The sequence below is a fragment of the Ohessyouella blattaphilus genome (assembly GCF_024721265.1).
GTDB lineage: Bacteria > Bacillota > Clostridia > Lachnospirales > Lachnospiraceae > Aequitasia > Aequitasia blattaphilus_A.
This window is the reverse complement of record NZ_JAMXOC010000027.1, coordinates 1-17,409: the sequence shown is the minus strand read 5'-3', so window position 1 is coordinate 17,409 and position 17,409 is coordinate 1. Positions and strand designations below refer to the sequence as shown.

18 protein-coding genes are annotated in these 17,409 nt (G+C 43.1%); 10 read left to right on the top strand and 8 right to left on the bottom strand.

Going from position 1 to position 17,409, the window contains the following annotated elements:
- Positions 1-32 precede the first annotated feature (32 nt).
- On the top strand, positions 33-2,612 hold the full coding sequence (locus tag NHH16_RS13545; protein ID WP_262070146.1) for a LuxR C-terminal-related transcriptional regulator: 2,580 nt from the start codon (positions 33-35) through the stop codon (positions 2,610-2,612).
- A 73-nt stretch (positions 2,613-2,685) separates the two neighbouring features.
- Here NHH16_RS13545 and NHH16_RS13540 read toward each other — a convergent pair whose 3' ends face one another.
- Both NHH16_RS13540 and NHH16_RS13535 read right to left on the bottom strand, forming a co-directional pair.
- Positions 2,686-3,711 (bottom strand): sugar kinase, encoded by a 1,026-nt coding sequence (locus tag NHH16_RS13540; RefSeq protein ID WP_262070145.1) that lies wholly within the window; start codon positions 3,709-3,711, stop codon positions 2,686-2,688.
- Between the two features lie 16 nt (positions 3,712-3,727).
- Positions 3,728-4,687, bottom strand: coding sequence for a bifunctional 4-hydroxy-2-oxoglutarate aldolase/2-dehydro-3-deoxy-phosphogluconate aldolase (locus NHH16_RS13535; RefSeq protein WP_262070144.1), 960 nt, complete (start codon positions 4,685-4,687; stop codon positions 3,728-3,730).
- 127 nt (positions 4,688-4,814) lie between these two features.
- Here NHH16_RS13535 and NHH16_RS13530 point away from each other — a divergent pair, with 127 nt between their 5' ends.
- From NHH16_RS13530 to NHH16_RS13515, 4 genes are all read left to right on the top strand, one after another.
- Positions 4,815-5,576 carry an IclR family transcriptional regulator gene (locus NHH16_RS13530; protein ID WP_262070143.1) on the top strand — a complete coding sequence of 254 codons (762 nt, stop codon included), beginning with the start codon at positions 4,815-4,817 and terminating at the stop codon, positions 5,574-5,576.
- Positions 5,577-5,641: 65 nt separating this feature from the next.
- Positions 5,642-6,121 (top strand): DUF2975 domain-containing protein, encoded by a 480-nt coding sequence (locus tag NHH16_RS13525; RefSeq protein WP_262070142.1) that lies wholly within the window; start codon positions 5,642-5,644, stop codon positions 6,119-6,121.
- A gap of 13 nt (positions 6,122-6,134) precedes the next feature.
- Positions 6,135-6,359, top strand: coding sequence for a helix-turn-helix domain-containing protein (locus NHH16_RS13520; protein WP_262070141.1), 225 nt, complete (start codon positions 6,135-6,137; stop codon positions 6,357-6,359).
- On the top strand, positions 6,349-7,464 hold the full coding sequence (locus NHH16_RS13515) for a DUF6688 domain-containing protein (protein ID WP_262070140.1): 1,116 nt from the start codon (positions 6,349-6,351) through the stop codon (positions 7,462-7,464). The genes NHH16_RS13520 and NHH16_RS13515 overlap by 11 nt, the downstream gene beginning before the upstream one ends.
- Positions 7,465-7,475: 11 nt before the next feature.
- Here NHH16_RS13515 and NHH16_RS13510 read toward each other — a convergent pair whose 3' ends face one another.
- Entirely contained in the window at positions 7,476-7,649 is a 174-nt protein-coding gene (locus tag NHH16_RS13510) for a hypothetical protein (protein WP_262070139.1), read from the bottom strand.
- 130 nt (positions 7,650-7,779) lie between these two features.
- Here NHH16_RS13510 and NHH16_RS13505 point away from each other — a divergent pair, with 130 nt between their 5' ends.
- On the top strand, positions 7,780-8,697 hold the full coding sequence (locus NHH16_RS13505) for an aldose 1-epimerase family protein (protein WP_262070138.1): 918 nt from the start codon (positions 7,780-7,782) through the stop codon (positions 8,695-8,697).
- On the opposite strand, the gene NHH16_RS13500 is transcribed toward NHH16_RS13505, so the two are convergent.
- The 5 genes from NHH16_RS13500 to NHH16_RS13480 all read right to left on the bottom strand — a co-directional run bounded on the left by NHH16_RS13500 (position 8,694) and on the right by NHH16_RS13480 (position 12,396).
- A complete protein-coding gene (locus NHH16_RS13500) occupies positions 8,694-9,326 on the bottom strand; it encodes a GyrI-like domain-containing protein (protein WP_262070137.1) in 633 nt (210 codons plus the stop codon). The two genes, NHH16_RS13505 and NHH16_RS13500, sit on opposite strands and share 4 nt — an antisense overlap.
- 1 nt (position 9,327) lies before the next feature.
- Positions 9,328-9,876, bottom strand: coding sequence for a ClbS/DfsB family four-helix bundle protein (locus tag NHH16_RS13495; protein ID WP_262070136.1), 549 nt, complete (start codon positions 9,874-9,876; stop codon positions 9,328-9,330).
- Positions 9,857-10,309, bottom strand: coding sequence for a DUF3788 domain-containing protein (locus NHH16_RS13490; protein WP_262070135.1), 453 nt, complete (start codon positions 10,307-10,309; stop codon positions 9,857-9,859). The genes NHH16_RS13495 and NHH16_RS13490 overlap by 20 nt, the downstream gene beginning before the upstream one ends.
- Before the next feature lie 57 nt (positions 10,310-10,366).
- A complete protein-coding gene (locus tag NHH16_RS13485) occupies positions 10,367-11,248 on the bottom strand; it encodes a helix-turn-helix transcriptional regulator (RefSeq protein ID WP_262070134.1) in 882 nt (293 codons plus the stop codon).
- Between the two features lie 125 nt (positions 11,249-11,373).
- Complete coding sequence (locus NHH16_RS13480) at positions 11,374-12,396, bottom strand: sugar kinase (protein WP_262070133.1); 1,023 nt, start codon at positions 12,394-12,396, stop codon at positions 11,374-11,376.
- 226 nt (positions 12,397-12,622) lie between these two features.
- Here NHH16_RS13480 and NHH16_RS13475 point away from each other — a divergent pair, with 226 nt between their 5' ends.
- From NHH16_RS13475 to ilvD, 4 genes are all read left to right on the top strand, one after another.
- The gene (locus NHH16_RS13475) at positions 12,623-13,384 is read left to right on the top strand and encodes an SDR family oxidoreductase (protein ID WP_262070132.1); all 762 of its coding nucleotides are present in this window, start codon (positions 12,623-12,625) and stop codon (positions 13,382-13,384) included.
- Between the two features lie 20 nt (positions 13,385-13,404).
- Entirely contained in the window at positions 13,405-14,790 is a 1,386-nt protein-coding gene (locus NHH16_RS13470; RefSeq protein ID WP_262070131.1) for a GntP family permease, read from the top strand.
- Between the two features lie 71 nt (positions 14,791-14,861).
- Positions 14,862-15,626, top strand: coding sequence for a FadR/GntR family transcriptional regulator (locus NHH16_RS13465; RefSeq protein ID WP_262070130.1), 765 nt, complete (start codon positions 14,862-14,864; stop codon positions 15,624-15,626).
- On the top strand, positions 15,583-17,301 hold the full coding sequence (gene ilvD / locus NHH16_RS13460) for a dihydroxy-acid dehydratase (RefSeq protein WP_262070129.1): 1,719 nt from the start codon (positions 15,583-15,585) through the stop codon (positions 17,299-17,301). The genes NHH16_RS13465 and ilvD overlap by 44 nt, the downstream gene beginning before the upstream one ends.
- Positions 17,302-17,409: the final 108 nt, after the last annotated feature.

The following is a 17,409-nucleotide window of genomic DNA, read 5'->3' as shown; positions in this document are numbered from 1 at the left end:
ATCATATAATGAACGTGGGAAGGAGGGCTTTTATGCAAAGGAATAAATATTTGCCAGGGTTTCCGCTACCAGCGGGATTTGTGAAGCGTTCTCGTCTACATGAGTTACTAGCTCAGTCGACAGAGAATACCGTAACGACGATTATCGCCGGACCAGGCTACGGTAAGACAACGCTAGTCTCCTCATATGTACAAAAGTCAAAGGCTAAAGTTATTTGGCTCAACTTTTCACCTTTAGACAATCAGACGGATTTTTTCTGGCGATCACTTGCAAACGCGACGATGAAAGAGATTCCTGAAATCGGTGAGATTATTTTGAATAGGGAATTCCCAAAATCTCTTCAGGAACTTTCTGAATTTTTCACCGTGCTAGAAGATGATGAAAAGGTTAGAGAAAGTGTGGGGAAAATCATTCTCGTATTTGACAATTTTGAAATGATAAAGAATCAGCAAGTTTTGGATTTTCTTCATAATATCCAGTCTGTTAATCAGGTATATTCTTCAGCACGAATGCAGAAAATTATTATTTCTAACGAACAAATTACGAATCTTTCAACTCACCCGATACATCTGCAATACGACAGTTCTCATAAATACCGAAGTATTAGAGCGGCAGAACTGGCTTTTACAGCCGACGAGGTGCAGCAACTGTTCCGGCTTTACGGGATTGAGTTAAAAGAGGAGAAGCTACATAAAGTTATGGACGATACGGCCGGGTGGCCTTTAGTTGTTAGTGCTTTTGCCGCGGCGGCTAAATCCCAAAGCGAAGAGTATGAGCGGGTATTACAGAATATTTATGACATGTTGCAAGCGAATTACTTTTCTAACTATCCGAAGTTCATCAGAGATATGTTGATTAAGCTCTCCGGGTTTCAGACGTTTAATCTAGAGATTATATCCCGATTACTGCCGCCAGAGATGGTTAGTGAACCTACCGAGATTATGCAACTGCTATTTCAAAATCCTTTTATTGAATATACGGTCTCTAAGCGACGCCTGCGTTTTATCAAGCCATATCAACGATTTTTGATTGCCAAATTCCTTACCCTAGGAGAAGAGGAGCAAAAGGAGACTCTTATTATTCTAGGCGAGTATCTATTTGAAAATACAGATATGCATTCGGTGATAGAACTTTACATTAAGAGCAATAATTACGAAGGTATTACCAGGTGCCTTAAAATGCTCTCGCCCTATAATCTAGGATTACCTTACACAAAGAGAATTATTCGCTACTTGCGAAGACTCCCTCAAGGATTTCGGGAGAAGAATCCTTGGATAAAGTTTTTTATCGGTCAAGAGTATTTTAAATGTAGCTGTATCACCCAGTCAGAAATGATTTTTAATGAACTGATAGAAAAACTGGAAAAGGATGAAGAGGAGAATGCATCTATCTTAGGAGAATGTTATTTTATGAAAGCTATTATCAGCCTGCGGAAAGAGGAGTTTTTTGATCTGCAGCTTTTGAAAAAAGCGGTTTCGCTTTTGCCAAATGGTAGTATTCTCACGAATCAACATAGTTTTTTGACCAATGAAAATGGTGTCTTTTTCTTGCCGGCTAATGAACGAAAGACGGTAGCGGAAATGGTTACTTTTATTTATCAGTACATATCGCTTTTTTCCAAGATAAGTAATGGTTGCCTAGCCGGATTTGACTATTTGTTTGAGGCGGAGGCTAGTTTGGCGGCTTGTCAATTCGAACGCGCCGAGTTTTGTGCAAATCAGGCGGTTTTTAGGGCGGCTTTAGAAGGACAACACGACATTGTAATGAGTGCCTATAACGTCCTTGTTAATTTGGCGTTTTACCAAGGAGATATAGAGGTTCTATGTGAATGTTTACAGAATTTCGATGATTACTGTGAAAAGAATGATACTTCTCAGTTTAATGACTTACGAGATGTATTTTACGCAATCTATAGCTTTTACCTAGGAAGACCAGAAGAGGCAGCTGATTGGATAAAAGAAGCCGATTTGCATCGACACTATGAAGGAAAAGCACCTTTTGCTGGTCGGGAGTTATTTATCTGCGCTGTGGCCGCCTATCACCAGGAGAAATATCCTCTTTTCTCCCTGTTAACAGATGAATTAGATGACTTAATCGCTAGCAATAACATCTGGAAAATGAAGGTTAGTGGGAATATGCTACATGCGCTTTCGTTTTTACGTCAAGAGCAACCAGAGCGAGCGATATCAGCTTTTAAAGAGGCATATGATATGATTTACTCGGAGAACTTATTCTATCCAGTGCTTACCTTTGGAGAACATATTTTGCCGTTACTTAAGTTAGTTCGGGAGAGTACCCTTGAAGAAATAGACGTAGAGTGGCTAGATAAGTTAGAAGAACTAACTAGAGAACACGTTAAAAAACTGCGAGCACTACGGATTGACTATGGCAAGATGGAGCAGAAGCCGGCGTTTACAGCTGCCCGCTTGACTCTCCGAGAAAAAAGGGTGTTAAAGCTTCTAGCGCAAGGATTTTCCCGGTCGGAGATTGCTCTTAACTTAGGCATATCCGTTAGCGGTGTACAGAAGTTTCTAGGAAAGATCTATATAAAATTAGGGGCGAAAAACGGAACGGATGCGGTTTCCATCGCTCACAACAACAATATAATTTAAATTACAAAGGGCGAAGAGTCAGTATCAACTCTTCGCCCTTTGCGTTGCGACTTTATTTATCAAAATTTAGGAATTATCTTTGAACACGGCCGGAACCATCACCACCGGCAAGCTTTAGCACTTCCTCTTTAGAGACCATATTATAATCTCCTTCAATAGAATGCTTTAGGCAAGAGGCAGCTACAGCAAACTCAATGACCTCAGCAGGTGCTTTTTCATCTAAGAGAGCAGTGATTAGACCGCCACCAAAGCTGTCACCACCACCGACTCGATCAACAATGCGCATGGCGTATTTCTTACTGAAGAAATAGTCGTTGCCATCGTAAAGCATAGCGGACCAGTTGTTGTCATTAGCGGAGAGTGATTCTCTTAAGGTAATGGCTACGTGAGAGAAGGAGAAGCGTTCCATCAACTCTTTTGCCACTTCTTTATAGCCTTCGTGATTGACTTCACCTGCAGTTACATCGGTATCTTTAGCCTTGATGCCGAAGACGTCACTAGCATCTTCTTCATTAGCGATGCAGACATCAACGTACTGACAAAGTTCGCTCATGACCTGTGAAGCTTTTTCCTTTGACCATAATTTATTACGGTAATTCAGATCACAGGAGATGGTAATCCCTTTTTCTTTGGCTTTTTTACACGCTTCTACACAGATGGCAGCGATATCGTCGCCAAGGGCTGGGGTGATACCGGTAAAGTGGAACCAAGAAACACCGTCAAAAATCTCATCCCAGTTAAAATCCTCAGATTTTGCGGTAGCGATAGCGGAGCCAGCGCGGTCATAGATTACCTTAGAAGGTCTTTGGGAAGCCCCTTTTTCGAGAAAATAGATGCCTACTTTATCGCCACCTCTGGTAATATAAGAGGTGTCAACGCCAAATCGACGGAGTGAGTTGACAGCTGCTTGGCCGATTTCGTGCTTAGGAAGTTTCGTTACAAAGCGGGCGTCTAACCCGTAATTTGCTAAAGATACAGCCACGTTGGCTTCGCCGCCACCGTACGTTGCGCCAAAGGAATCAGCTTGTACAAACCGGGTATAGCCCTCCGGTGCCAGTCTAAGCATCAATTCGCCAAAGGTTACTACTTTTTTACTCATGTTCTTTCTTCCTTTCCTATTTCTGTAATAGATGGATGGCAAAGCCACCAATTTCATTTTTCATATAAACGGCAATTAACTTATCGTTTTTATATTTTGCGGTGTCCATATCAAATTGGACGCCTTGGGTCTCTAGGTAATTCATCGCCCGAAGAATATTATTGGTCTTAATGGCTAGATGTCCATTACTACCTAGATAAGGGGCTTTCATCGCTTCCACCATGTTGCCGGCAAAGACAGAAGAGGAGCCGTTCTTTTCCTCCAAGCCAAAGAGATTAGCAAAAGTGCGAGCGGTATCGGTAGCACTTTCTTCATCGGCGCAATTGATACCTAAATGACCGAGCTCAAAGCCTAGCATGGTCATCACCGCTTCTTTCGTAAGTTTGGTAATTCCAGCAAAGTCTTTTGCCTTAATCAAATCGCCCTTTACCATCCAGCTACCACCGCAAGCAATGATTTTATCAAAAGCGAGATATTCATTGATGTTATGAGCACCAATACCACCAGTGGGCATAAATTTCATCGTTGTATAGGGAGCGGCCATAGACTTAATCATATTCAGCCCACCAGCTGCTTCCGCTGGGAAGAACTTAACCACCTCGAGGCCGAATTCTAAAGCAGCTTCAATATCCGAAGGGTTGGTAGTTCCTGGAGTAACAGGAATGTTATTATCCACACAGTATTTTACAACTGTTGGGTTAAGGCCTGGACTAACGATAAATTTAGCACCAGCGGCAACGGCTTTTTTAACATTTTCGATAGTTAAGACGGTTCCGGCACCGATTAACATCTCTGGGTAAGCTTCGGCCATTTGACGAATGGATTCCTCAGCCGCTGCTGTTCTAAAGGTAACTTCGGCAACGGGAAGACCACCATCGATTAGTGCTTTTGCTAAAGGAACGGCATCAGCTGCATCATCAAGGACCACCACGGGTACAATACCTAATTTTTGGATTTTCTCTAAAACTTCGTTCATTACAACCTCCTGAATTTCGCATTGTGAAACTATATTCTGCAATATGGAACTATACATATTTTCATTATAGCGTTATAATGAAAGAAGTCAATCTTTATTTCAAAAAAATGTACATTCGGAGGTAACTATGGAAGTGAAAACAAACCCGATTCAGGTCGCCGATAAATTATTTGCTGTAATCGAGTTATTAGCCGCAAAGGGAGCCATGGGGCTAATGGATTTAAGTAGTGAATTGGAGCTGAATAAAACCACCGCTCATCGGTTGTTAAATTCTCTTGCCTATATGGGCTACGTGTTTCAAGAGCCCAGTACGCATAAATATCGCTTAAGCTTTAAAATCTGCGGCCTTTCCAATCAGATTTTAAATAATATCGATATTGCCAGAGTGGTTAGACCTTATCTGCGAGAGCTGGTTAATCTTACGGGGGAGACGGTGCACTTAGTTCAACTAGACGGGATGAACGCCGTATATATCGATAAGATAGAGTCCACGAATAATTCGATCCGCCTGGTTTCACAACTGGGAAAGCAATTGCCGTTATACTGTTCCGGTGTAGGGAAAGCGCTACTTGCGGATATGCCCTCTAAAAAAGTTGCAAGAATCTGGAACGACAGCGAAATCGTCTCATTAACTCCTCATACCATCGTTGATTTCTCGGAGCTAGAAAGGGAGCTTAAGAAAGTTAGTAAAAACGGCTACGCTATCGATGACGAGGAAAATGAAGAGGGCATTCGCTGCGTAGCAGCAAGCCTAGGAACAAAAGGGTCAGAATCGGAGTATGCCTTTAGCCTTTCGGCACCGATATACCGAATGGACGATAAGCGTATGACCGAAATTGCTAAGCATATTTTAGAGACAAAAGAAAAAATAATGATAAATATTTATTGACAAACGATAAATGAATAGGTAGGATACTTTTAAGCAGGCGACACTGAATAAGGAGGATTCTACTTATGAAATATGAAAATTTGTTTTTGAAATTGACGATTATCTTAATGACTCTTGTCACACTCTTTATCTTTATGGTATGCGGCTCCGCGCTAGCTAAGAATATGCTTGGGGAGCGAACACCAGACCCTCTGCCTTACATAGGACTTGAAGTGCTCGTAGGAATCACGGCAATTCTTTTTTTAGGTGTATTAAGAGAAGGGTATAAGCTTCTTAAGCTAATTGATAAGCGGCGTGCCTTTTCTAGAGAATCCGTTACCTCTTTGATGGTAATAAAGAGAATCGCCTTTGTCATTGGTCTTCTCTACGTGCTCTTTTTGCCAGCCCTATATTTTGTAGCACAATACGAAGATGCCCCGGGCATTATTTTAATGGGGGCCTTTGCTGCTGGTGCAGCCTTTGTCGTTATGGTATTTGCGGCGGTTCTTAGACGGTTACTCGAACAGGCGCTGGAAATCAAAGCAGAAAATGAGCTGACGATATAAGGGGGAGATGAGCATGGCAATTATAATAAATATCGATGTAATGCTAGCGAAGCGGAAGATGAGTGTAACGGAGCTTACGAATAAGGTAGGGATTACCATGGCGAATATTTCGATTCTAAAAAATGGAAAAGCCAAGGCGATTCGCTTTTCGACCTTAGACGCTATCTGTAAGCATTTAGATTGTCAGCCGGGAGATATCCTTGAATACCGAGAAGACGAGGTGACGGATGATGACTAGTATACTACAGCTTCTACTGGTGTTCTTTTTCCTCGGTATGCCCCTTATCTTAACCGGGCTTAATGGATACTATCTAATGAGAAGTCCAGAAAAGCTTTATAAGAGCAAATTAGAAGTGGTGAGTGAAGTCCTTACCTTTCTTCTAGGCGTGACTTTCAGTTTGTTTTATATGGGACTTAGTGATATTTACTTCGCTGACTGGGACGCACAGCTCTACAATAATCAGAAGCATATGCCAATTTGGACCGAGGGCCTGGGAACTATCGTTTTCTTTGCCGTTATCTCTTTGCTAACGTATATTATGCTACGGGCGATCAATTACAAAAAGGCTTCGCCACTAATTTTGGTTAGCACAATTGCAGGACAATACGTGGGGATGCTACTTTGTCTTTTATGGATTATTCAAATATCCGTAGCGACAGATATGCTTCTTCTTACATTGTTTCCACTAAACTATATTTTGCTTTCTGTCAAAATGATTCGCTACTTGATTTTTAAGGGGAATAAGTGCATCTACAATGAAGAGGAGCGTTACCAAAATCGTTTCCTTCAGAATCTTAATGTTAGGCTACAAAATGCCAACCGTTGGCCTTTCTATGCCTTTGTATTCACAGTGCCCTTATTGATGGCAGGGATAATAATTCTGCTCCTCTTTGGTCAGCGGCCAGATGCGATTATTAAAGCTTGGACCGAAACCAGTGATTGGCGTCTTTCTCTAAAGGAAGGGCCCCAGAATATCTACATGGATGAGCATTACCTTTGTACCGTGGCCGCCGGTGGGCACGAGCAGGTGGTAAAGCCGCTACGATTAGGAGTCCGTCACGGACACAAGGTGATTGTTAATCGGCAGCTATGTGTGGCGAACGCTTTTGAGGAATTAATACAAGAACGATTACCGAAGACCCACCGCGTAATTCGGAGGTTCTACGATACGTATGGATTTCCAATTGCCAAAGGCATAAAGAGTAAAGTGATGGCAGACATCGTCTATATCTTAATGAAGCCATTAGAGTGGTTCTTTCTCTTTGTGCTCTATCTTTGTGACAACAAACCAGAGAACCGAATTGCGGTTCAGTACATGGGAAAAAGGAAACCGCTGGTATAAACCAGCGGTAGTTATTTATACTTAAATTTACTTTTGAAGTGCTTTCTCACATCCTCAGATGTAAGCCACCCATTTTCTTCACCGGATGTTTTCCCTCTCGTAAGTTCATTCATTAAGATCTGCACTACATCGTCTGATATCTCGGAACGCTTCCCTATATCTGGTTTTGGTTTAATATTTGACATGGCATCCTCCTTGTTAGGAATTAATTGTACATATTATAGCTGGGAAGGTCGAAAAAAACAATGACTTATGCAATAATATACCAGAGAACCGAATTGCGGTTCAATATATGGGAAAAAGGAGAACTTTAAAATGATTACAGAAATTAAAAATAAATACTTAACTGTAGAGGTGAATTCCGTCGGCGCCGAGTTTTGGTCAATTAAAGACCAAGAGGGTACCGAATACTTGTGGCAAGGAGAAAGTGAGCACTGGCGGGGCCGGGGGCCGACACTCTTTCCTTATATTGGTCGCCTAACGGAAGGAAAGTATACCTACAAAGGGACAGAGTATACCTTGCCGATTCACGGATTTTCACCGAAAATGGAGATGCCAATTGAAGAGAGCAGTGAAAGTAGCGTTACGTATCAACTAGAAGCGACGGACGAGACGAAGAAGGTATATCCTTTTGACTTTATCTTAAGGGTTAAGTATAGCCTAGAGGATAATAGGTTAAAGATTACGTACCAGGTAGACAATACTGGGAGCGAGACGATGTATTTTGGCATTGGTGGTCATCCAGGCTTTAATGTACCCCTAGAGAAAGGCGTATTTGAAGACGGTTACCTTGAGTTTAGCGAAGAGTGTAAGCCTATGCGTGTTGGCTTTACAGCGGAGTGCTTCATTAACGGAGCCGATACGCCTTATGAGTTAAAAGAAGATAGGCGAATAGATTTAGAGCATTCCTTATTTGATGAGGATGCCATTGTCTTAAAGGATATGGCAAAGGGGATTGCGCTTAAGTCAAAGGTTGATTCTCGGGAGATTCACTTCGCTTATAATGATATGGATTATCTGGGGATTTGGCACCGTCCGCATACAGAGGTAAACTACGTGTGTGTTGAGCCTTGGTCATCACTACCGGGAAAGGCGGGAGGCATTCAGGCACTAGAAGAACAGCAGGATTTAATTTCCCTAGCGCCGGCTAGTAGTTATGAGAATCAGTGGAGCATTACGATTAAAGGAAAGAACGACTTAGTGGATTCTCTGCGAGACGACACCTTAATTTAAAGCGGTTTTATCGGGTGGCGAACGACGGTTCTTTGCTTATCGATACTTCCCTTACGGGGATCGCTTAGGTAGATTTCGTGGTGATACCTAGTATCGGTAAAATCGCTAGTATAGCCGTTTTCTTCGGCAAAGGCGGTCATCTTCGCCACCGTTTTTGGTTCATCATCGTAGGCACCTATGTGCATGCACTGGACACAGAGACCTTCGTGATAGGAGAGAAATTCTACTGGGGAGAAGTCTTGTTTCTTCTTCCGAGTAGCCTCGCCGATAGCCCAATCAAAGTCCGCGGGTGTTATAAAATCAGGAAGGCGAATTAAAGAGATCCATTGAAAGTCGTTTTTGTGAGTATAGTCCACGCCTTTTATGCCTTCCTGCCACCAAAAGCCTTCAAGAGGTGGGACCACATATTGAAAATAGCCGTCAATATGGTGATCTCCTTTATAGCTCATCTTTAGAGTGTAGGCGATGGCATACAGTAGCCCTACAGCTTTCTTATAAGCACCGTCCTCTTCATTAGGGTTCCCTTTTCCAGTCACAGCCAGATAGTTCATCGCCGGCACGTCCACAATGGTTGGAGTCTTCGGTGGAAGGTAAAATTCTTTATATTCTTTCTTATAATCAAAAGCCATGTTATTTGCTTCCTCCTCGTATTTTCTTTGTTTGTCGTTTGATTTTTTTCATAGCCCAGTCATAATGACTAGCAGTAGCGCTGACGCAGTAGCTGCCAATACTATTATTACCGCTCCACGGGAAATAGGATTTTTCGAACAGTTCTTCATTCGAAAAGCCTTTAATTAGAGCGAGTACATCTTTATGGCTCTTATTTAGCATGTCGGTTGCTTGCTCATAAGGGGTGTCTTGATGTTTTTTCCAAAATTCCACATTCATCTCGCCATAAGTTCGCCAGTTATAAGGCTCTAATAAAAACGGGCGCGGGTTGCCTTTTTGATTTTCGACCACCCAGTTTAGTAGAAGCTGATGCCATTCATACAGGTGGATGAAAATGTCTCGAAGGTTCTTGTCACGTTTCCAGTGGGCTTCTTTGTCTTTAGGGTCATCACCAAATTCAAAGGGAATTTGACGTTCTTCTACAGACATATTTGCGATTAAGGTCTGCATTTTTGTAAATTGATTATTGGCTGCTTCGATTAAATCTTTTTTAGTTGTTGGTCTTGGCATGTTCGCCTCCTTTTATTTGGCGGCGAAGACGAATAAGTGTCTTCACGTTTTCTAAAATCTCGTCATCGGTAACTTCAATCATCAACCAGCGGGCACCATTCAGTTTATCTGCCTTTTTCATTAGTGTTCGCACATATTCGGTAAAAGTTGGCGCTAAGAGCTCAGCTTCGACTTCTTCCTTGCGACCAATTGTGACCATAGCAATAAAAAAGCCATCCATGGGATAAAGGGTGCAAAGAGATTTTCCAGCTTTTTGGTATTTGACATTCCATCCAGGCTGGGCACTACAGCCACTATAAGTAAACTTAGGTTCTACTTGATAATTGTCCTGGAGATAAGTAGTGAGTTTAGTCCATAGAGGATGGTTGATGTACTGAGCGATTTCTGCAGGTGTCGGTTGTGTATTGGCGCTATAAAGCGATATCCATTCCATAATGTTTCCTCCTTTTGTCTAAGTGTATCACCTATAAGATGACAAGAGCGTGTCACGTTATAAAAAGTTTTTAAATTTCTCTCTTAGACTTTCGGGTTCGATGATTTGCACCTCATTCCCATAGGAACGAAGATAATCATAAATCCAGTTATCGAGGGGCAGATAGACAGAGACTCTTAAGCTACCGTCATCGTTCTTGTGAATACAACCCTCATCGAATTCATCGTAGACTCGGTAAGCGGATTGAGGCGAGAAGACTAGGGTTAACAAGGAGAGGGAATCAGAAGGCATTCTCGGGGGTTCTAATGGCGGTGGTGAGTATTTGTCGTCAGGGAAGGAATCCTCGGTTTCAGCGATATCAAGCATCCGATTGATCTTAAAGGTACGGTAGTCGCCGCGCTTGCGGCAATACCCTTGAAGATACCAGGATTTCGATTTGAAGATTAGTTTGAGGGGAAAGATGTAGCGTTCACTTTCTTTGCCATCACTACCAATATAGCGACAGGTAATCGCATGATTTTTAAGAATCGCGCTTTTTAACGTCTCGAATTTGTACTTATCGGTATCGCCGCTACCCCAGCGGGAAAAATCAACTTCAATCCAGTTTTTTCCAGTTTTTCCGAAAAGGCTTTCTAGTTTATCAAGAACCACCTTCGTATCTGGAGTTTGTACCGCTAAGAGACCTTGTAAGGCAAAGAGGATCTGTTTCTTCTCGTCTTCACTAAGTACCGTTTTATTAAGGACGTATCCCTCCATAATCGAAATACCACCGCCTTTTCCTTGGGTGGTATATACGGGGATTCCAGCCATAGATAAAGTTTCCACATCCCGCAAAATGGTTCTTTTTGATACTTCAAAGTGTGCCGCTAGTTCCGTAGCGGTCATTTTCTTTTTGTCTAGTAAAAGATAAATAATTTCAAATAATCTTCCTGTTTGCATGGCTAATCTCCTTTAGGAAGAGTATAGCATGTAAAAGAAGACATGGGTATGTCGTGTTTATAGGGGGACACACTTTTAAACGATTGGGGACGGAGTTTTTTTGAAAAAAACTCCGTCCCCAATCGTTATCGATCCATTTCTAGTTTTGGTCCCGTACTTTGATGCTCCCTTATAATCCTTTCGATTTCCTCTAAGGTAGAAGAAGGTAAATCACCAGGAATCGTATTTTTGACCGCTCCTGTGGCGTTGCCAAATTGCATAGCCACTTTACAGTCCATATCTGTTGCCAATAGCCCGTATAGAACGCCAGAGATATAAGCGTCTCCACTGCCGATGCGATCGACCACATCGATATTCTGATAAGGCTCTTCCTCGTAGTAGATATCTTTTTTACTATCGTAGATTACAGAGCCAAAATCATGAACCTTGGGGCTATGAACGATTCGCTGCGTAGAGGCAACGACAGAGATATTGTACTCCAGGGCGAATTCCTTCATCATTTTGGCTAAATCACCTTCTTTTTTAAAGGTAAGTCTAGCAGTATCCTCAGAGCAGAAGAAGATGTCTACTAAAGGGAGAATCTCTTCAATCGTTTCTTTAGCCTCCTCGCCAGTCCAAAGGTTTCCGCGAAAATTTACATCGAAAGAGATTAGGGTGCCTTGTTCCTTGAAGCGCTTAATGGCTTCTATAGTAGTGCTTCTGGCCTGTGAACCTAGAGCTAGCATGATGCCGGTTGTGTGAAAAATTCTCGTAGAAGCGTACATCTCTGGCAGATAGTCAGCAAGATCAAGCTTATGAATGCTCGTATGACTTCTATCATAGACCACATTTGGTTTCCGAGGATAGGCGCCATTCTCGTAGTAGTAAATACCCAGTCTTTTATCATCATCGTTATCATAGGTTAAGTAATCGTCACTTACCCCGCAGAAGCGAATACGGTTTTTGACATAGCGTCCTAGACTATTTTCAGGGAGTTTGGAAAGGATACCGGTACGCAGTCCTAAAAGAGATACGCCGGAGGCGACGTTTAACTCAGCCCCGCCGACTTGTTTATAGAAGATATCCCCTCGGTCAATCCGTTCATTATTTGAGGGTGATAGACGGAGAAGAATTTCTCCCATTGTTAAAAGGTCAAAGTTTTTTTTCATAGAAGGCTCCTCGTTTTCATAATACGAAACTATGTTACACAATACGGAAACTATACTATTATTATATCTTGAATAGAGGGTAAGTCAATCAAAAAAACTATACAAAAAGACTTGATATTCTTTGGATATAATGCTGAAAAAGTAGAAGGAAATTGACAAAGGGAGAAGAGGGCAATATTATAGACATAAGACGTATGACGACGCACGACTTCAGGGAGGAGGCGAAATGAATTTATTTGATGTTAAAGGAAAGAAGGCGATTGTTACTGGTGGCACCAGAGGTCTTGGTCTAGGTATGGCAGAAGGACTAATGGAAGCTGGATGCGAGGTAGTTATCGTCGGTAGTAGCGAGAAGGTTCATCAGGTTGCGGCCGATTTTTGTGACAAAGGGTATACCTGTTTTGGTGTAAAGGCCGACTTAGCAAGTCGAGAGAAGACATATGCGGGTTTCAAGGAATGCCTAGAAAAGCTTGGCGATGACGTAGATATTCTTGTAACGGCACACGGCATTCAGAGACGGCACAGTGCAGAGGAGTTTCCTCTTGATGAGTGGGATGAAGTCCTGAATGTGAATCTAAATTCGGTCTTTATTTTCTGCCAGGAAGCGGGAAAGGTGATGCTAAGAAAAGGATATGGTAAAATCATAAATATAGCGTCTCTTAATTCTTTCTTTGGTGGGCAGACAATCCCGGCCTATGCAGCAGCAAAAGGTGGAGTTGCTCAACTTACTAAAGAACTAAGCAATGATTGGGCTAAAAGAGGTATCAATGTCAATGCTATTGCACCCGGTTATATGGCAACAGAGATGAATGAAGCACTGCTAGATCAGGAGAATCCTAGGTATAGCCAGATTACTGAACGAATCCCCAAAAACCGCTGGGGAACAGGCGAAGATATGAAGGGTGCTTGTCTCTTTTTGGCATCACCGGCAAGTGATTACGTAACAGGAACAATTCTACCAGTAGATGGTGGATATTTAGCGAAGTAGTGAGTGAGGAAGGATATATTATGTTTGGAGAAAAAATAGTAACAGGCCCCCTGTTGATGGGAATATTCATTTTGGCAATCGTAGTATTGTTGATTCTAATCATTAAGTTTAAGCTTAATGCCTTTGTAGCTCTTTTGGTGACAGCCTTTGCCACCGGGATATTGGTGAACATGCCACTGAATGAGGTGGCACAAACGGTTACCGATGGTTTTGGTGGGACTCTTGGTAGCATTGGTATGGTTACCGGATTAGGCGTTATGCTAGGCAAGTTTATGTTTGAATCCGGTGGGATTGAATCTATCTGTAACCGGATACTGGGAGTTTTTGGAGATAAGAAGTCACCGATTGCCGTGGCGCTCTCAGGCTTTATTACGGGAATTCCTGTATTTGGCGATGTTGTGTATATTATGTTTGCACCGATGCTTAGAGTGCTTTCAAAGAAGACCAAGATTTCGATGGTAACGTATGCTTGTGCGATTTCGGTAGCGACCACGTGTACATTTGCCTTGGTATTACCTACAGCCCCGCCGCTAGCCGTTGCGGAAACCATCGGTATCGATATTGGAATTTTCTTTTTTTACGCCCTGATTTCTGCTTTTGTGGGAATGATAGTGGGAGGAATTCTTTGGGGAAAGGTCCTCGATAAGCAGGACAAAAAGAACAATCATTTCTACACCTTTGAAGATTTAGATGAAGAAGAGGAGCAAATTGAAAAGAAATCTAGCAAAGAATTGATGGGTGCTGGTAAAGCTCTCTCGATTTTATTAGTACCAATTATTTTAATCCTTTTAGGTAGCTTTGTGCCTTTGGCCGTAGGAGCGGATTCACCGATTATGCCGGTTATCTCCTTTATCGGTAATAAGAACTTTGCCATGATGTGCGGGGTTATCTATGCGGCTCTGATTTCCAGAAAGTATATCGAAAAGACAGCTACAGATGTGATGACGGAAGCGGCAGATCAGGTAGGACTGATTCTTCTGATTACGGGAGCCGGTGGTGCCTTTGGTAAGATACTTCAAGCGACAGGAATCGCTGATTACGTTGCTGGAAGCCTTTCCCAGTTTAGTATTCCTATCTTGGTACTATGCTTCTTGATTGCTCAGATTATTCGCTGTGCTCAAGGGTCGACGACAGTTGCCCTGATGACGACGGCAGCGATTCTAACTAGCACCATCGCCGCTAGCGGGGTTTCGCCGATTCTTTGTTCAATAGCGATTTGTGCAGGTGGTATAGGGTTGTCATTGCCGAACGATTCGGGCTTTTGGGCGATTAGTCGCTTCTTTAAGATATCGGTTACTGATACGATTAGAGGTTGGACGATTGGTGGTTTTATTGCTGGATTAGCAATACTCGTCTTTGTCTCGGTCCTCTCATTATTCCAAGGTGTTCTACCGGGTCTCATGTAAAGAAACTTCTAAATGCTGTCCCTTTCGTGCTATACTTAAGAGTAGAAAATGTATGAATGTGGGGATAAGTTATGGAAAAAACACTTAAAGCAATTGGACAAAAAAATCAAATGCTACCGGAACAGGTAGCAGAACAGATAAAAGAATTAATTATTGGAAATAATTGGGAGGCTGGACATAAACTTCCCAATGAATTTGAAATGGCCGACCAGCTTCAAGTTGGTCGGGGAACCATTCGCGAGGCTATTAAAATACTGGTAGCCCAAAACATTGTTGAAATTAAAAGAGGAAGGGGGACCTTTGTGTGTGAGAAGCCGGGGATGGTGGATGACCCCCTAGGTCTTTCCTTTATGAATGATAAGCACAAGCTAGCAATTGATATGTGCGAAACCAGATTGATGATTGAACCGCAAATTGCCGAGATGGCAGCCCAGCGGGCGACGATAGAAGACATTGAAAAATTGGAAACCCTTTGTGACGCCGTTGAAGCGAAAATTCGCCAAAACGTTGAGCATGGGCAAGAAGATATTAGCTTTCACGAAGCGATTGCTGCCTGCACCGGGAACCAGGTGGTGCAGCAGATTGTTCCGATTATTCAGAGCAGTATTATGCTCTTTATCGATATCACGAAGTCAGGTTTGAAACACCACACAATCGAGGAGCACCGCCAGCTTGTGGAAGCGATTAAAGACCACGATGGGAAGAGAGCCAGTGAAGTAATGACAGCCCATATTCTTCAGAATCAGCGGAATATCGAGGCTATTACCAAGGCGACTCAGAAAGGTGATAGGTATGTTAAAGAGTCAGGAGCTCAGAAAAGTAGCACCGGAGCTTGATCCACTTAGATTAGGAACCGATTGGGAAATAGAAGATTTAGAGAAACCACAGATAATGATAGAAAGTACCTTTGGAGATAGCCATCCGGGAAGTGTACATTTATTAGAACTTGTAGAAGAGGCGAGAGAGGGTGTGACGGAAGCGGGTGGAAAAGGCGCTCGTTACTTTACCACCGATATCTGCGACGGGGAAGCCCAGGGTCACGATGGTATTAATTATTCTTTGGCCTCTAGGGATATGATTGCCAACATGATAGAGATTCATGCCGGTGCCACCCCTTTTGATGGCGGCGTTTTTATCGCTAGCTGCGATAAAGGTATGCCGGCTCATTTAATGGGGCTAGCCCGAGTGAACATGCCAGCTATCGTCATGACCGGTGGGGTTATGGATGCTGGTCCGAACCTACTTACCCTAGAGCAAATCGGCGCTTATAATGCCATGTATGAGCGGGGTGAGATTACGGAAGAAGAACTGAATTTTTATAAGCATAACGCCTGCCCTTCTTGTGGGGCTTGCTCCTTTATGGGGACGGCTTCTACCATGCAGGTTATGGCAGAAGCTCTTGGTCTTAGTCTACCAGGAAGCGCTCTTTTACCGGCTACCGGGGAGAAGATCAAAGAGTATGCGAAAGCGGTAGGAAAGCAAGCCGTTCACTTAGCAAAGATCGGTCTTAAGCCTAGCGATATCGTGACGATGAAATCCTTTGAAAACGCGATCATGGTGCATGCCGCTATTTCTGGATCGACCAATTCGCTGTTACATATCCCGGCGATTGCTCACGAATTTGGTCTGGAAATCGACGGTGAAACCTTCGATCGCCTTCATAGGGGCGCTCACTATCTCCTTAATATTCGTCCTGCCGGTGAGTGGCCAGCCCAGTACTTCTATTACGCTGGCGGTGTGCCTCGGGTAATGGAAGAGATTAAGAGCATGCTACATTTAGATGTTATGACAGTAACCGGCAAGACCTTAGGTGAGAATTTAGAAGACTTAAAAGCCAGTGGTTATTATGAGGAGTGTGAAAGCCACTTACAAGCAAACGGGATTAAGCGCGAAGATGTTATTCGTTCTTTCGATAACGCCATCGGTACGGATGGTAGCATCGCCGTCTTAAAAGGCAATTTGGCCCCTCTTGGTGCTGTCGTTAAGCATACAGTAGTACCGAAAGAAATGTTTGTGGCGAAGCTTAGGGCGAGAGTCTTTGACGCTGAGGAAGCGGCCATTGAGGCGATTCTTACGCACCAGATTCAGCCAGGAGATGCGGTCTTTATTCGTTATGAAGGACCGAAAGGTAGCGGTATGCCAGAGATGTTCTATACAACAGAGGCCATTGCTTCCGATGAAGAGCTAAGCGCCTCCATTGCCCTCATCACCGACGGACGGTTCTCAGGAGCTTCAAAAGGACCGGCTATCGGGCATGTTTCCCCAGAAGCCGCAGAAGGCGGGCCTATTGCCCTTGTAGAAGAGGGGGATCTAATCGAAATCAATATCCCAGAGCGGATTTTGCGAATTTGCGGTATTGCCGGAGAGGAAAAGTCAGAGGCAGAAATCCAAGCGACTCTTAGTGAGCGAAAAAGTTACTTGCAACCGTTTAAAAATAAATATACCAAAGGAGTTTTAAAACTCTTTGCGGATAGAGCGGTGTCACCGATGAAGGGTGGCTATATGGAATAAAAGTAGAGAAGGAAGGGTGCAGACAAGCTGTTGTCTGTACCCTTCCTTTTTGCAGTGCGCCTGGCGGCGCACGTTTCTAACCGGTGTAAGTCCGCAATCCGCCCGGTA

Excerpts from the sequence above, each read along its gene's own strand:
- ilvD (WP_262070129.1), top strand. The coding sequence starts at position 15,583 with ATGTTAAAGAGTCAGGAGCTCAGAAAAGTAGCACCGGAGCTTGATCCA.
- NHH16_RS13530 (WP_262070143.1), top strand. The coding sequence starts at position 4,815 with ATGGAAGTGAAAACAAACCCGATTCAGGTCGCCGATAAATTATTTGCT.
- NHH16_RS13510 (WP_262070139.1), bottom strand. The coding sequence starts at position 7,649 with ATGTCAAATATTAAACCAAAACCAGATATAGGGAAGCGTTCCGAGATA.
- NHH16_RS13490 (WP_262070135.1), bottom strand. The coding sequence starts at position 10,309 with ATGGAATGGATATCGCTTTATAGCGCCAATACACAACCGACACCTGCA.
- NHH16_RS13545 (WP_262070146.1), top strand. The coding sequence starts at position 33 with ATGCAAAGGAATAAATATTTGCCAGGGTTTCCGCTACCAGCGGGATTT.
- NHH16_RS13540 (WP_262070145.1), bottom strand. The coding sequence starts at position 3,711 with ATGAGTAAAAAAGTAGTAACCTTTGGCGAATTGATGCTTAGACTGGCA.
- NHH16_RS13500 (WP_262070137.1), bottom strand. The coding sequence starts at position 9,326 with ATGGCTTTTGATTATAAGAAAGAATATAAAGAATTTTACCTTCCACCG.
- NHH16_RS13505 (WP_262070138.1), top strand. The coding sequence starts at position 7,780 with ATGATTACAGAAATTAAAAATAAATACTTAACTGTAGAGGTGAATTCC.
- NHH16_RS13495 (WP_262070136.1), bottom strand. The coding sequence starts at position 9,876 with ATGCCAAGACCAACAACTAAAAAAGATTTAATCGAAGCAGCCAATAAT.
- NHH16_RS13480 (WP_262070133.1), bottom strand. The coding sequence starts at position 12,396 with ATGAAAAAAAACTTTGACCTTTTAACAATGGGAGAAATTCTTCTCCGT.
- NHH16_RS13475 (WP_262070132.1), top strand. The coding sequence starts at position 12,623 with ATGAATTTATTTGATGTTAAAGGAAAGAAGGCGATTGTTACTGGTGGC.
- NHH16_RS13520 (WP_262070141.1), top strand. The coding sequence starts at position 6,135 with ATGGCAATTATAATAAATATCGATGTAATGCTAGCGAAGCGGAAGATG.
- NHH16_RS13515 (WP_262070140.1), top strand. The coding sequence starts at position 6,349 with ATGATGACTAGTATACTACAGCTTCTACTGGTGTTCTTTTTCCTCGGT.
- NHH16_RS13525 (WP_262070142.1), top strand. The coding sequence starts at position 5,642 with ATGAAATATGAAAATTTGTTTTTGAAATTGACGATTATCTTAATGACT.
- NHH16_RS13535 (WP_262070144.1), bottom strand. The coding sequence starts at position 4,687 with ATGAACGAAGTTTTAGAGAAAATCCAAAAATTAGGTATTGTACCCGTG.
- NHH16_RS13465 (WP_262070130.1), top strand. The coding sequence starts at position 14,862 with ATGGAAAAAACACTTAAAGCAATTGGACAAAAAAATCAAATGCTACCG.
- NHH16_RS13485 (WP_262070134.1), bottom strand. The coding sequence starts at position 11,248 with ATGCAAACAGGAAGATTATTTGAAATTATTTATCTTTTACTAGACAAA.
- NHH16_RS13470 (WP_262070131.1), top strand. The coding sequence starts at position 13,405 with ATGTTTGGAGAAAAAATAGTAACAGGCCCCCTGTTGATGGGAATATTC.